The organism is Paraburkholderia sabiae (genome assembly GCF_030412785.1).
In the GTDB taxonomy this organism is placed as follows: Bacteria; Pseudomonadota; Gammaproteobacteria; order Burkholderiales; family Burkholderiaceae; genus Paraburkholderia; species Paraburkholderia sabiae.
Genome location: NZ_CP125295.1, coordinates 116754 through 129732 on the forward strand (window position 1 = coordinate 116754; position 12979 = coordinate 129732).

The 12979-nt window shown below is 63.2% G+C and carries 12 protein-coding genes; 6 read left to right on the plus strand and 6 right to left on the minus strand.

The features are described from left to right. Positions 1 to 133 precede the first annotated feature (133 nt). The gene (locus QEN71_RS00540) at positions 134 to 1138 is read right to left on the minus strand and encodes an ABC transporter substrate-binding protein (RefSeq protein WP_201660765.1); all 1005 of its coding nucleotides are present in this window, start codon (positions 1136 to 1138) and stop codon (positions 134 to 136) included. A gap of 113 nt (positions 1139 to 1251) precedes the next feature. After that, a complete protein-coding gene (locus QEN71_RS00545) occupies positions 1252 to 2304 on the minus strand; it encodes a LacI family DNA-binding transcriptional regulator (protein WP_201660854.1) in 1053 nt (350 codons plus the stop codon). Positions 2305 to 2624: 320 nt separating this feature from the next. On the opposite strand from QEN71_RS00545, the gene QEN71_RS00550 reads away from it, so the two are divergent. After that, positions 2625 to 3608, plus strand: coding sequence for an aldose 1-epimerase (locus QEN71_RS00550; RefSeq protein ID WP_201660768.1), 984 nt, complete (start codon positions 2625 to 2627; stop codon positions 3606 to 3608). Between the two features lie 13 nt (positions 3609 to 3621). Here QEN71_RS00550 and QEN71_RS00555 read toward each other — a convergent pair whose 3' ends face one another. Further along, the gene (locus QEN71_RS00555; RefSeq protein ID WP_201660771.1) at positions 3622 to 4419 is read right to left on the minus strand and encodes an endonuclease/exonuclease/phosphatase family protein; all 798 of its coding nucleotides are present in this window, start codon (positions 4417 to 4419) and stop codon (positions 3622 to 3624) included. Positions 4420 to 4447: 28 nt separating this feature from the next. Next, positions 4448 to 4954: a hypothetical protein gene (locus QEN71_RS00560; protein ID WP_201660774.1), complete on the minus strand. Its 507-nt coding sequence runs from the start codon at positions 4952 to 4954 to the stop codon at positions 4448 to 4450. A 328-nt stretch (positions 4955 to 5282) separates the two neighbouring features. On the opposite strand from QEN71_RS00560, the gene QEN71_RS00565 reads away from it, so the two are divergent. The 5 genes from QEN71_RS00565 to QEN71_RS00585 all read left to right on the plus strand — a co-directional run bounded on the left by QEN71_RS00565 (position 5283) and on the right by QEN71_RS00585 (position 10228). Continuing rightward, positions 5283 to 6260 (plus strand): AAA family ATPase, encoded by a 978-nt coding sequence (locus QEN71_RS00565; RefSeq protein WP_201660776.1) that lies wholly within the window; start codon positions 5283 to 5285, stop codon positions 6258 to 6260. Positions 6261 to 6486: 226 nt separating this feature from the next. After that, positions 6487 to 6774, plus strand: a complete 288-nt coding sequence (locus QEN71_RS00570) for a DUF4148 domain-containing protein (RefSeq protein WP_201660778.1) — start codon at positions 6487 to 6489, stop codon at positions 6772 to 6774. A 292-nt stretch (positions 6775 to 7066) separates the two neighbouring features. After that, complete coding sequence (locus QEN71_RS00575; protein ID WP_201660781.1) at positions 7067 to 8173, plus strand: NAD(P)/FAD-dependent oxidoreductase; 1107 nt, start codon at positions 7067 to 7069, stop codon at positions 8171 to 8173. A gap of 171 nt (positions 8174 to 8344) precedes the next feature. After that, a complete protein-coding gene (locus QEN71_RS00580; protein ID WP_201660784.1) occupies positions 8345 to 8659 on the plus strand; it encodes a high-potential iron-sulfur protein in 315 nt (104 codons plus the stop codon). 258 nt (positions 8660 to 8917) lie between these two features. Then, positions 8918 to 10228: an MFS transporter gene (locus QEN71_RS00585; protein WP_201660787.1), complete on the plus strand. Its 1311-nt coding sequence runs from the start codon at positions 8918 to 8920 to the stop codon at positions 10226 to 10228. 3 nt (positions 10229 to 10231) lie between these two features. Here QEN71_RS00585 and QEN71_RS00590 read toward each other — a convergent pair whose 3' ends face one another. Both QEN71_RS00590 and QEN71_RS00595 read right to left on the minus strand, forming a co-directional pair. After that, on the minus strand, positions 10232 to 11728 hold the full coding sequence (locus tag QEN71_RS00590) for an amidase (protein ID WP_201660857.1): 1497 nt from the start codon (positions 11726 to 11728) through the stop codon (positions 10232 to 10234). Positions 11729 to 11834: 106 nt separating this feature from the next. Next, entirely contained in the window at positions 11835 to 12533 is a 699-nt protein-coding gene (locus QEN71_RS00595; RefSeq protein WP_201660790.1) for a dienelactone hydrolase family protein, read from the minus strand. Positions 12534 to 12979 lie beyond the last annotated feature (446 nt).

Genomic DNA, 12979 nt, shown 5'->3' on the forward strand with positions numbered 1-12979 from the left:
AGCGCGAAAACGCGCGCAACGGACACGTCGCTTCGAACCCTTCCCGTCAGCGGGGCGCGCGTGCGCCTCGATGAAGCCCTGCGTCATCGCCGGCGAACGCGGAGCGCCCGCCGGTTTGCTGCACGTTGGCTACTCAGTAGCCGTACTGCATGCTTTCCTTCACGTTGCCCTTGTCGTAGAAGCGGTCGGACACCTTGACCCACGTCGGCACCTTTTCGCCCTTCGCGAATTTCTCCGCGACATCGCACGCGAGCGGGCCGAAGAACGGGCTCGATTGCACGCTCGCGCCGAGTTCACCCGCCGCGATCGCGTCGAGGCCGCCCTTGGTGCCGTCGATCGTGACGATCTGGATGTCCTTGCCCGGCTGCTTGCCGGCCGCCTTGATCGCGGCGATCGCGCCGAGTGCCATTTCGTCGTTGTGTGCGTAGACGGCCGTCACATCGGGATGCGCCTGCAGCAGCGTCTCCATCACCTGACGGCCCTTGTCTCGCGCGAAGTCGCCGCTTTGCGACGCGATGATCGACATGCCCGGATTCTTCGCGATCACTTCGTCGAAGCCCTTCTTGCGGTCGTTTGCAGCGGACGCGCCCGTCGTGCCTTCGAGTTCGATGATCTTCGCCTTGCCGCCTGTCGCCTTGACGAGCCAGTCTGCGGCGCGGTGGCCCTGATCGATGAAGTCGGAGCCGATGAACGTGATGTAGTCGCGGCCCGCCTTCGCGACGGACTGATCGACGTTGCGGTCGACGAGAATCACGGGGATGCCCGCCTTCTTCGCCTGCAGCACGACGGGTGCGAGCGGCTTCTCTTCACGCGGCGGGAACACGAGCAGATCGACGTGCTGCGCGATCATGCTCTGGATGTCCGACACCTGCTTCGAGTTGGAGCCGTTGGCGTCCGTCATGACCATCTGCCAGCCGCACTTCGCGGCGACGTCCTTGAAGCTTTGCGTTTCGGCGAGACGCCACGGATTGTTGCTCTCCGTCTGCGCGAAGCCGACTTTCAGCGGTTTCTTGGTGGGGATCTTCGGCAGATCGTCGGCCTGCGCCGAGGCCATGCCGAATCCCATAGCGATTGCCAGCAGTGCCGCCGCGAGCGGCTGGAGCCGTTGCCGGCGCGAATCCCGATTGTGCGACGCCATGTCTTCCTCCAGGTACCAGTTCAGTTGGTGTGTTTTGCTTTTGTGCTTCAACTGCCGCCGGCACTTCGGTGGTGACCGGTCGTGCCGATTATTTCATCGAGAATTATTATTGGTCAATCACTAATAATATTAATTGCTGTGTGTTTTGCCTCGGTAATTTCCCTGACAGACGCGCGTTCGATCAACGGACCGTCGAGCTTCACCATCCGGTGACGCACGGGCGCGCCCGCCGCCTGGTTGTGCACTTCCTGGAGCAGCGTTTCGACGGCCCAGCGACCCAGCTCGTAGTTCGGCAGCACGACCGTCGACAGCGGCGGATGCGTGTGGCGCGCGATTTCCTGGTCGTCGTAGCCGAGCACGGAGACATCGTCGGGCACGCGATAGCCGAGCTGTTTCAGCGCCTCGATCGCGCCGAGCGCCATCAGGTCGTTCGCACAGAAGATGGCCGTCGGCGGATGCGGCTCGCGCATCAGCGACAGCGTGTGTTCGAAGCCCGTGCCCGAACTCCAGTCGCCGTCGCGCACCAGTTCCGGTGCGAACGGCAGGTCGGCGGTGGCGAGCGCGGTGCGGTATCCCTTCAGGCGGTCTTTGGCTGCGTCCTGCCAGTGCTCGCCGTTGATGTAGCCGATCCGCCGGTGTCCCGCGCGCAGCAGGAATTCCGTCGCGACGTGGCCGCCCGCGACTTCGGCGGGCACGATCGACGACTGGCCGCCTTCGCTCGTGTAGCAGTTCAGCAGGACGGTCGGCACGCGCGACAGCGCAGCGGGCAGCGCGACCTTGCGCGTGTAGACGGTCGCGTAGATTACGCCGAACACGGTTGGGCTCGTCAGAACGGCGTCGAGAACCTGTTGCTCGATGTCGGCGTTGCCGTGCGTCGAGTAGACGGCGAGCAGCTTGCCGTGCGCGTAGGCGGCGTCGCGCGCGCCGTCGATGTTCACGACGGGATGCGGACTCGTCGAGATTTCGTCGGCGAGATAGATGATCAGGTTGCGTTCGTCCGACGACGGCGGCAGCGGCTCGCGCGCGGACAGGCGATAGCCGAGTTCCTGCGCGGCCTTGAGCACCTTGTTGCGGGTCGCTTCGGAAAACTTGGCGCTGGTCGCGTTGTTGAGAACGAGCGAAACGGTCGATTGCGATACGCCGGTGAGCTTGGCGATATCGGTCATCGTCGGGCGGCGTTGAGTCGATTTTTTCATTGATCTGGCCGCGCAACGGCGGCTCGTTGACGGTGAATGCCGCAGGCATCGTGGTGTCGACGGTAACACTAATAATATGCGCCGGACAACACGCGCAAACCCCGCATTTTCGCTTCGCGGCGTCGGCTTGTTGAGGCGGACTTTGAGGTAGTTTATTACTAATAATATTGACCGAAAGATTTGGGCGTGCGATTCTCGCTCGCGCAGGGGCGCTTTTTACGCGTGGTTTTCGCGTTTTCGATTGAGGCGCCCACCGAATCTCGCAACCGCCCACGATCACTCAAACAACTATGCGCGAAGCCTTTCTCCATTCGTCCGCGGCCGATCCCGCCACCGATCTGCGCATCGACGATGCCTCGCTCGTCGTGTTGTCGAGCGGCGAGACGACGCTCGTCGTGGCGCCGAACGTGGGCGGAGCGATTGCCGCTTATTACGGCGTAGTGCGCGAAGGCGCGTCGCAGCGCGTGCTGCACTGGCTGCGTCCCGCGACGCGCGCTGCGCTCGCCGATCGCGATCCGTTGCGGATGGCGAGCTTTCCGCTCTTTCCGTATTGCAATCGCATACGCGACGCGCGTTTCATGTTCGACGGACGCGAGCTCGATCTGAGCGGGGATGGGAACCGCTACGCGCACGCGTTGCATGGCCATGCGTGGCGCAGGCCGTGGCGCGTCGGTGCGCGCACGTCGAGTTGTGTCGAATTGCAGTTTGAGCACGTACCCGATTCGCAAAGGCGTGGCGACTGGCCGTTTCACTATCGCGCGAGCCAGCGTATCGAACTGATCGGCGATGCGTTGCGCGTGACGCTGGCTGCGCAGAATCTGTCGGAAAGCGCGATGCCGTTCGGCATGGGTCATCATCCGTACTATCCGCGCACGTCGAACACGCTGGTCACGGCGGATGTCGAGGCCATGTGGCACGCCGACGCCGACGTGCTGCCGACGCATCTGGATTCGCATCCCGCCGTCGATGCACTCAAAACCGGCATGAACGCGGACGCGTTCGACCTCGACAACAATTTCGCCAACTGGAAGCGCAGCGCGACGATCGCGTGGCCGGACGAGCGCCGCTCGCTGACGATGACGGCCGATGCGCCGTTCGATCACATGGTGGTGTTCGCGCCCGCGAACGACGTGCAGCTATGCGTCGAGCCCGTCACGAACACGACCGACTGCTTCAACGCTGAAGCAGACATGCGCGAGCGCGCGGGCTACCGCGTGCTTCAGCCGGGCGAAGCGATCAGCGCCGAACTCAACTGGAAACCGCAGCGCGACTGACGCTGCAATCCGTTCATTCGACGCGCAGCCGCGCCATATACGGCAGGTGATCCGACAGCCACGCGGTCTCTTGCGCCGGCTGGATCCATTCGATGGGTTTCATGCCGCGCACGAACATCTTGTCGAGCGCGAGCGCGGGTGAAAACGCGGGGAACGTGCGGCCCGTTTCGCCGAGCAGCGTCGCCACTTCTTCGAGACCGTGCTCGCGAAAGAGCGGCACGGAATCGTTGCGCCAGTCGTTGAAGTCGCCCGCGAGCACGAGCGGACCGTCGGGCGCTTCCTTCGAAATCCAGTGCGCGATCCAGTTCATTTGACGCAAGCGCGCCTGACGCGTGAGCGCGAGATGCGCGCACAGCAGCGTCACCGAATGGCCGCCGAAGGTGGCGCGCGCCACAAGCAAACCGCGCCGCTCGAAGCGATGCGCGGAAATGTCCCAGCGTCCGCCGAGATCGAGCGGATGCGGCGACAGGATCGCGTTGCCGTGCCGCCACGACGGCTTGAACACGTTCGGTCCGAGGGCGATCTGCAGTTGCAGCGCGTCGGCGATTTCCGTCGCCTGGCAATGCCACACGTCGCTGTCGATATCGCCCATGCGCGCGCCGAACGTGCTGGCCAGCACGGGGCCGGGCATCCGCCGAGCCATTGCTTCCTGCAGGAAATACGCGTCGGCATGCACGGATTGCACCCAGCGCTGCATCGCCTGCCAGGCCTGGAAGCCGAGGGGCGAGCGGCCTTTGTGCAGGTTCCAGCTCACAGCGATGAAGTCTTTCCGGTCGAGGTTTTCGCGTATCAGTTCTTCGGGGTTTCGCATGCCGCGTTATCCACGTCGTTCGTTGAGTTCACGGGTTGTTTGCGACGCTTGCACGTAAGCGATAGACGAGATTCGGGTCTTTGTCGACGATCGTCCATGAGGTCCAGTCGCCTGGCGGCACTTTCAGCCCCGGATGATTCGCGCTCACCTGACGCGGCTGCGGCGGCAGTTTGCAGCCGGTGTCCGTGACGCGGGTGCCGGGTTCCTGGAGCGTTTCCTGGGCGTCGATCGCGAATGTCACGCCCGACGCGTCCGCCTGCGTCGGCGAGACGGTCAGCGTGCGGGACAGGTCGATGTTGCCCGCCGGCACGTCCTTGCAGCCGACATTGTTCTGAACCACGTGATGATGCGTGTCGGTGCGCGCCTGACCGACGGTCGTCGTGCCGTCGAACGAATCGATCTGCTGTCCGTCGCGCATCACCTGCAGTTCCCATTTGACGACGGGCGGCGCACTGCGCTGTTGTGCCTGGGCCGTGCTGGCGCTTGCGATGAGCGTGGCGCCGAGCAGGGTGGCGACGAGGCTGGTTTTCCACATGTACAAAGAGTCTCCGGAATCGCTGCGTTTCGCCGATGCGTGCTATGTCCGCGCGTTCTTTCTTGCGACCGCCGACCATCTTACGCTTTATCGAGATATCGGTTTTCTGACACCCGATCTGGAACCAAGGTTCAGCGCGCGGCGGTAACACTACATTGCAGATAGGGACGCGCTTGTGTCGATTCAAGCAAACACCTCGCCCGGCATGTGCGATTAGCAGCAGACCCGCGTGGCTGCTGGCTTGCATGCGATTTTCCCGTCGTTACACTGAAACAGGAGCGGCGTCGCGGACGCTGCGTCTGCAAGAACAACTCGACGGGGTGAAGCGATGACAACGGCCATGGTGAAGCAGGAAATCTCGGTGGCATCGTTCAGCAAGGTCTACGACCTGGAGCAGGTCGAGACGGCGCTGAACGATCTCGGCGACGGCGCCAGCGATGCGCTGCGTTCAACGTACGAAAAAATGCTGAAGGTCGGCAATCTGCGTTTTTGCGTGAAGCCGAACCGCATGCCGTCGATTGACGATCTGATCGGCTCGCTGCCCAATTTCACCGAGCCGCTCGACGATATCCGCAAGCAGGTCGCGCTGTGTCTCGAAACCGACGACCGGCTCGAACTGATGCCGATTCTGCTGCTCGGCGATCCCGGCATCGGCAAGACGCATTTCGCGAAGCAGCTCTCGCGCATGCTTGGCACCGCGTATCACTACGTCGCGATGAGTTCGCTGACGGCGGGGTGGATTCTGTCGGGCGCGTCGTCGCAATGGAAGAACGCGAAGCCGGGCAAGGTGTTCGACGCGCTCGTGCACGGCAGCTATGCGAACCCGGTGATTGCCGTCGACGAAATCGACAAGGCGACGGGCGACTCGCAATACGATCCGCTCGGCGCACTCTACGCGCTGCTCGAACACGACACCGCGCAGACTTTCATCGACGAATTCGCGGAAATTCCGATCAACGCCGGTCATGTGATCTGGATCGCGACGGCCAACGACGAGCGCGCGATTCCCGAGCCGATCATGAACCGGATGAACGTCTACGAAATTCCACCGCCGGACCGCGACGGCGCGCGGCGCATCGCGCAGTCGATCTACGACGAAATCCGCTCGGCGCACGGCTGGGGACAGCGCTTTCCCGCCGAACTGGGCAGCGCCACGCTCGACGCGCTCATGCAGGCGTCGCCGCGAGAAATGCGGCGCGCGATCCTGAACGGCTTCGGCTCGGCGCGCATCGCGGGCCGCGATCACATCGCCGCCGACGACATTCGTCTTGACTACAACTCACGCCGCAAACCGATCGGTTTTTGAGGAGCCACGCGCCGTTTCTGCGAACAGGCCGCCTGCGCGCGGTCTGTTCATTGTTTCAATTAGGCGCCTATTTCATACCAAAAACAGGGTGATTTACTGCTTACTTGAACGGATTTCGACAACAGTCAATTTCGTTAATGAGGGTCGGCAAACCAATAGGTGAAGACTAGACTGCCTCCATCGAAACGCACTCCGCGTTTCTTCCGGACTTCACCAGGAACCGATCATGAAGAAGCTTTCGCTTGCAGCGTTGTTGATTTCCGCAGTGGTCGCCGCACCCGCATTCGCAAGCGGTTACAGCCCGGCGCCGACGCAAACGCCGTCGTCGGTCAACGGTCCGAAGACGCGCGCCGAGGTGAGGACGGAACTGGCGCAAGCGCGTGCGAGCGGTGAACTGAGCCTGAATCCGAACGCGCCGGCGTATCCGCAGCAGTTCGCGACGGGCGGTTATACGGTGCCGGTTGCGCATGTCGACGTGCGCCATCTGTTCAAACGCACAACTGCGACCGATTGATCAAGCCTGTTGTGGCGCGAGCGGAACGCATGAAAAAGCGAGGCCGCCAAATTCACCAGGAATGAGCGTCGTCGGCGTACACTGAGTCAAACGCGCGACGCGTTCCCACATATTGATGCCCGCAACCCGAACCGGTTGCGGGCATTTGTGTCTGTGGCGTGTCAGGCGATTTCGCATTGTGCATGTGAAGCGTTCGACAGCACGCGGTCACGGGTAAAACGGTGCCGCACGCTATCGGAATCCTGGTGGACGACGAGGTAGAACGCGGTGCATCGGGCCGCGTCCAAGGGACATGGATCAGATCGAATGTGTGGTGATCGGCGCAGGTGTCGTCGGTCTTGCCGTCGCGCGCGCTCTGGCTGCGCGCGGACGTGAAGTGATCGTGCTCGAAGCGGCGGAAGCCATCGGCGTCGGCACGAGTTCCCGCAACAGCGAAGTCATACACGCGGGCATCTACTATCCGCGCGGCTCGCTCAAGGCGACGCTCTGCGTGCGCGGCCGCGAAATGCTCTACGACTACTGTGCGGAGCGCGGCGTGCCGCATCAGCGCTGCGGCAAACTGCTGGTCGCGACGGCGCGCAACCAGATTCCCCAGCTCGAAGCCATCATGGCGCGCGGCAAGGAAAACGGCGTGCTCGACCTGATGCGGATCAGCGGCGAGGAAGCGCAGGCGCTCGAACCCGCGCTGCAATGTGTCGAAGCCGTGTTCTCGCCGCAGACGGGTATCGTCGACAGCCATCAGTTGATGCTTGCCTTGCTCGGCGATGCCGAACGCGACGGCGCCATCTGCGCGTTTCATGCGCCCGTCGAAGCCATCGAGGCAGTCAATGGCCGCTTCGTCGTCAAGGTCGGCGGCAACTCGCCAACGACGATCGGCGCCGCGTGCGTGATCAACAGCGCCGGACTGCACGCGAACGCGATCGCGCGCAAGATTCGCGGACTCGACGCGCGCCACGTGCCGCCGCTCTATCTCGCGCGCGGCAACTACTTCAGCATCTCGGGACGCGCGCCGTTCAACCGGCTGATCTATCCGATGCCGAACGAAGCGGGACTCGGCGTTCATCTGACGATCGATCTCGGCGGCCAGGCGCGCTTCGGCCCGGACGTCGAATGGGTCGATTCGATCAACTACGACGTCGATCCGCAGCGCGCCGAATCGTTCTATGCGGCGATCCGCGCTTACTGGCCTGCGTTGCCCGATCAAGCGTTGCAACCGGCGTATGCGGGTATTCGTCCGAAGCTGTCGGGACCGGGCGAGCCTGCCGCCGACTTCCTGATTCAAGGTCCCGCCGCGCATGGCGTGCGCGGTCTCGTGAATCTGTTCGGTATCGAGTCGCCGGGTTTGACGGCGTCGCTGGCGATTGCGCAGCGTGTGTGCGAGGTCAGCGGACGCGCCTGAACGCGTGATATGCCGCCGGTGATAGCGTGCGAGTCTTTCTCAATCACGCACGCTACGGAATTGCTTATGACCGACATTTGACGCGTCACGCGCGTCGGCTTCATTGCTATCCTTGGGGACCGCTGTCGTCAGAACAGCGTAGATCCCCACAATACCAATGGAGCGAGTCCCATGAACAATTCCCGTCGTACGTTTTTGATCACGAGCATCGGTGTGGCATCGACTATCGCGCTGTCGTCGCGTCAGGCATTCGCCGATGCGCCGAAGGTCGCCGAATCCGATCCGACCGCGCAGGCGCTCGGCTACAAGGAAGACGCGAGCAAGGTCGACAAGGCGAAGTACGCGAAATACGCGGCAGGGCAAGACTGCGGCAACTGCAGCTTCTATCAGGGCAAGGCCACGGACGCCTACGCAGGCTGCCCGATGTTCGCGGGCAAGCAGGTGGCGAGCAAGGGTTGGTGCAGCGCATATAACAAGAAGGCCTGACGCGACAGGCTTCAGACTTCATGGGGCGCGCGTTACGCGATGCAATGCAGCATCGCCGGGCGCGCCTTTCGCAGCAACGCTCGAAGAGCGCGACGCCGTGCAACGCGACGTCGCGCTCTTTGTCGTATGAAAGTTGCTTGAAATCGGATGTCCTGCTCTTTTACACTCGCATGGCGTGCGCGCGGGGCCTGACAGCGGCCCATTCGAACCAAATTCAATCCAACGCACCCGACGCCTCGGTAAAGGCCGGAGACATCGATGTCACAAGCATCCAGGAGCCTCAATACCCGGGCGGTCACGGCGGCCGTCATCGGTAATGCGCTCGAATGGTACGACTTCACTGTCTTCGGTTTTCTCACTGTCGTCATCGCCGAACTCTTCTTTCCCTCCAGCAGCGACTACTCGTCGATTCTTCTCACCACGGCAAGCTTCGGCGTCGCGTTCTTCATGCGACCCGTCGGCGGGATCGTGCTCGGGCTGTATGCGGACCGCGCGGGACGCAAGGCCGCGCTGTCTCTCGTGATCGCGCTGATGACGCTCGGCATTCTGCTGCTCGCGATCGCGCCGCCTTATTCGGCGATCGGCGTCGGCGCGCCATTGCTGATCGTGGTTGGGCGTCTGTTGCAGGGCTTTTCCGCGGGCGGCGAGTTCGGCAGTTCGACGGCGCTGCTGATCGAAGCTGCGCCGTTTTCGAAGCGCGGCTTTTACGGCAGCTGGCAGATGGCGAGCCAGGCGGCTGCGCTGCTGCTCGGCGCTGTGGTCGGCGCGGCGGTGACGCGCGGCCTGTCGCCGGAAGCGCTGAAATCGTGGGGCTGGCGCGTGCCGTTCATCATCGGTCTCGTGATCGGGCCGATCGGTTTCTACATCCGCCGCAATCTCGCGGATTCCGAAGCATTTCTGCACGCGAAGCAGACCGCGCGTCCTGCGACGCTCGGTGAAGTTTTTGCGCACCATAGTCGCGATGTGCTCTGCGGTCTTGGCTCGGTGGTCGCGTTGACGGTCACGATCTACGTGTTGATCAGCTATCTGCCGACCTTCGCGGTCAAGCAACTCAAGTTGCCGTATGCCGATTCGTTCACGGCCGTGATTATCGGCAATCTGCTGCTCACCGTGCTGTCGCCGCTAACGGGCGCATGGTCCGACCGCATCGGGCGCAAAGGTCTGTCGCTCTGGTCGCTGGTCGTCACGCTGGTGGTGATCTATCCGCTTTTCGTCTGGCTGGAAGGCGCGCCGAGCGTGTCGAAGCTGGTTCTCGTGCAGGCCATTCTGTCGATCACGCTGTCCGGCTACTACGGCCCGTTCGGCGCGCTGATGGCCGAGCTTTTTCCCGCGAACGTGCGCTCGATCGGCCTGTCGCTCTCGTACAACTTCGCGGTGATGCTGTTCGGCGGCTTCGGTCCGTTCATCGTCACGTGGCTCATCGAGACGACGGGCTCGCCGCTCGCGCCGACGTACTACGTGATGTGCGGACTCGCGCTGTCGATCGTCTCGGTCGCGTGCATGCCGGCGAAACGTCACGCCGATCTCGACGCGATGCGCAAGCCCGTCGATGCTCTCGAACGTCGCTGAACTTCAGCGCGCAGGCATCAGCGGCGGCCGCCGGTCGAACCACGGACGCGCCGTTTCCAGCTGCGCAGCAAGCCGCAGCAACATCGCTTCGCCGCCTTCGCGCGTGGCGAACTGAACGCCGATCGGCAGGCCGCGCGCGTTCCAGTAGAGCGGCACCGACATCGCCGGCTGTCCCGTCAGATTGAACAACTCCGTGCAGCCCGCCCACGCGAACGCCTTGTTCGACACTTCCGTCAGCAGCTTGCGCATCAGCGGCTCGACGGGAACGGTGGTGACGGCGCGCATCTGCATTTTCTCGACGGCAGTAGGCTGCATTTCGCCGATCTTGATCGGCGCGGCGGCGAGCGTCGCGCACAGGATCACGTCGTAGCGCGTCATCAGATCGGTGAGTTTCGCACTGACCTGGCGCTGCGCTTCGAGCGCAGCAGGCAACTCGCGCTCGCCGAATTTGCGGCCGATATGTCCCATCGTCCACGTCGGGATTTCGAATTCCTCACGATTCGGTTTGCGCCCCGTGATCTGATCGGCCCTCAGCACGAGATTCTCTGCGCTCACCGACCAGATCATCAGAAACGCTTCGCGCAGACTCTCGAAGTCGATGCCGAGCGTCACGGGTTCGATGTGATGACCGAGCGATGCCGCGAGTTGCGCGGCGTCGTCGAGCGCGGCGCGGGCGTCGGCGGAAAGCGTGGGCGCAAGCATCGGATCCGTCACGAACGCGATGTGCAGCGGCTTGCACGGCTCACTGGTCGCGGCGAGGAAAGTGCCGGGCGCGCCCATCGGACGGTCGGCGTTGCCCGAGGTGAGATCGAGCAGCAACGCGCTGTCGCGCACGCTACGCGAAACCGCGTGATCGATGCCGAGATCGCCGGGCGCGGGCACGGCGTTCGACGGCTGGCGTCCGCGCGTCGGTTTGAGTCCGAAGAGGCCGCAGCACGACGCGGGAATGCGGATCGAGCCGCCGCCGTCCGATGCATGCGCGAGCGGCACGATGCCCGCGGCGACGGCGGCCGCCGAACCGCCGCTCGATCCGCCTGGCGTGTGATCGAGACTCCACGGGTTGCGGCACGGCCCAAACAGTTCGGGCTCCGTATAAGGCATCTGCCCCATTTCGGACGTACTCGTCTTGCCGAAAATATTGAGTCCGGCGGCGCGCGTCAGCGTGACGATGGGCGCGTCTTCCGTGGGAACGTAATGGCGATAGTGGCGGCTGCCCATCGACATGCGCAGGCCTTTGACGGGCAGGCCGAGATCCTTGACCAGATACGGCACGCCCGCGAGCGGTCCGTCGGCGAGTGCGTCGCCGTTGCCGTTTGCCTGCTCGCGCGACGCGCGTTGGCGGGCGGCGTCGTAGTCCTTCAGAACGATCGCGTTGATCGCGGGATTGGTCGCTTCGGCGCGCGCGATCGCGGTTTCCAGCAATTCGCGCGCGCTCACCTTGCGCTTGCGCACGAGATCGGCGAGGCCGATCGCGTCATGATCGAGATAATCGGATTGCACGACGACGGCCCCCGCGGACTGGAATGATGATGACGGCACGCTCGGGCTTGCGTGCGCGTGCTCATGCACAAGGCGCGACGCAGATACGTCGCGCCTCTAGCGTAACTTACGCGTGCGTGCCGAGGAAAGTCAGCGTGCGGCCATGCGCGAGCGCTGCCGAGTGCTGGTGATAGCTTGCGCGCTCGGTGCAGTTGAAGCCGTGATCGGCGTTCGGGTAGATATACAGTTCGGCGTCGTCGCGGCCCGCGAAGCGCTCCTTCACTTCGCCGACGGCCGACAGCGGAATGCCATGATCTAGTTCGCCGTAGTGGAACTGCATCGGCACCTTGATCTGCGGCGCCTTGTCGAGCGCGTTCTGGATGCCGCCGCCGTAGTACGACACGGCGATGTCGAGCAGCCCTTCAGCCGCGGCCAGATACGCGAGACGGCCGCCGAAGCAGTAGCCGACGCCAGCGATCTTGCCCGTCAGTTCCGGCATAGCGCGCAGCGCGGCAGCCGTCGCGCCGATGTCGGCGACGGCGAGATCCACGTTCGTCTTCTGAAGAATCTCGATGCCCTTGTCGCGGTCGGCGCCCGCGTAGGTCAGTTCGACGCGCGGCTGCGTGCGCCAGAAAATGTCCGGTGCGATCGCGATATAGCCATCCTGCGCGTATTGATCGACGACGTCGCGAATATGGCCGTTCACGCCGAAGATCTCCTGAATGATGATCACGGCCGGACCCTTGCCGCTCTTCGGCGTCGACATGTACGCGCCAAACGAGTCATTGCCGGTCGGAATGTCGATCCATCGGGAAGTCACGCTCACGTTTTTTCTCCTTGCATAAACGGTGAAGCCGCAAATCGGGCGGGCAATCGTTTGCGGGCGTCTGGCCCGCAGTGGGCGCCCAGTGTGCCACCAAAAGATGGCGGCTGCAGCGAGAGCCCCGCGTGGCGGGCTTCTCGTAAGGGGAATGAAACACGCTTGCCGATTCGGAGCGCGCGCATTTGCACATCGACGGCGATCCGTATGGCATTCGCACTTCATGCACTTCTTATATAGATACCCGCACTTCGGAATGTTTGAGAGCAATCGCAGCCCGGCTCTAACAGCATTCCGTTTACCTGTTATGACGTGTTCCGCACATATCCCGATCATTCACCGACGATGCGCGCGATGCTCGATGCACGCACAATGGAAACACACCTCGTTGGCCGGAAAGCCGCGCCAGCTGTCGCTTTCCGGGCACATTCCAGATGTGTTTCATGACTAAG

Bases quoted from the DNA above. Each gene is read 5' to 3' on its own strand.
- QEN71_RS00545 (WP_201660854.1), bottom strand. From the start codon at position 2,304: ATGACCGATATCGCCAAGCTCACCGGCGTATCGCAATCGACCGTTTCG.
- QEN71_RS00580 (WP_201660784.1), top strand. From the start codon at position 8,345: ATGAACAATTCCCGTCGTACGTTTTTGATCACGAGCATCGGTGTGGCA.
- QEN71_RS00565 (WP_201660776.1), top strand. From the start codon at position 5,283: ATGACAACGGCCATGGTGAAGCAGGAAATCTCGGTGGCATCGTTCAGC.
- QEN71_RS00560 (WP_201660774.1), bottom strand. From the start codon at position 4,954: ATGTGGAAAACCAGCCTCGTCGCCACCCTGCTCGGCGCCACGCTCATC.
- QEN71_RS00570 (WP_201660778.1), top strand. From the start codon at position 6,487: ATGAAGAAGCTTTCGCTTGCAGCGTTGTTGATTTCCGCAGTGGTCGCC.
- QEN71_RS00555 (WP_201660771.1), bottom strand. From the start codon at position 4,419: ATGCGAAACCCCGAAGAACTGATACGCGAAAACCTCGACCGGAAAGAC.
- QEN71_RS00540 (WP_201660765.1), bottom strand. From the start codon at position 1,138: ATGGCGTCGCACAATCGGGATTCGCGCCGGCAACGGCTCCAGCCGCTC.
- QEN71_RS00575 (WP_201660781.1), top strand. From the start codon at position 7,067: ATGGATCAGATCGAATGTGTGGTGATCGGCGCAGGTGTCGTCGGTCTT.
- QEN71_RS00585 (WP_201660787.1), top strand. From the start codon at position 8,918: ATGTCACAAGCATCCAGGAGCCTCAATACCCGGGCGGTCACGGCGGCC.
- QEN71_RS00550 (WP_201660768.1), top strand. From the start codon at position 2,625: ATGCGCGAAGCCTTTCTCCATTCGTCCGCGGCCGATCCCGCCACCGAT.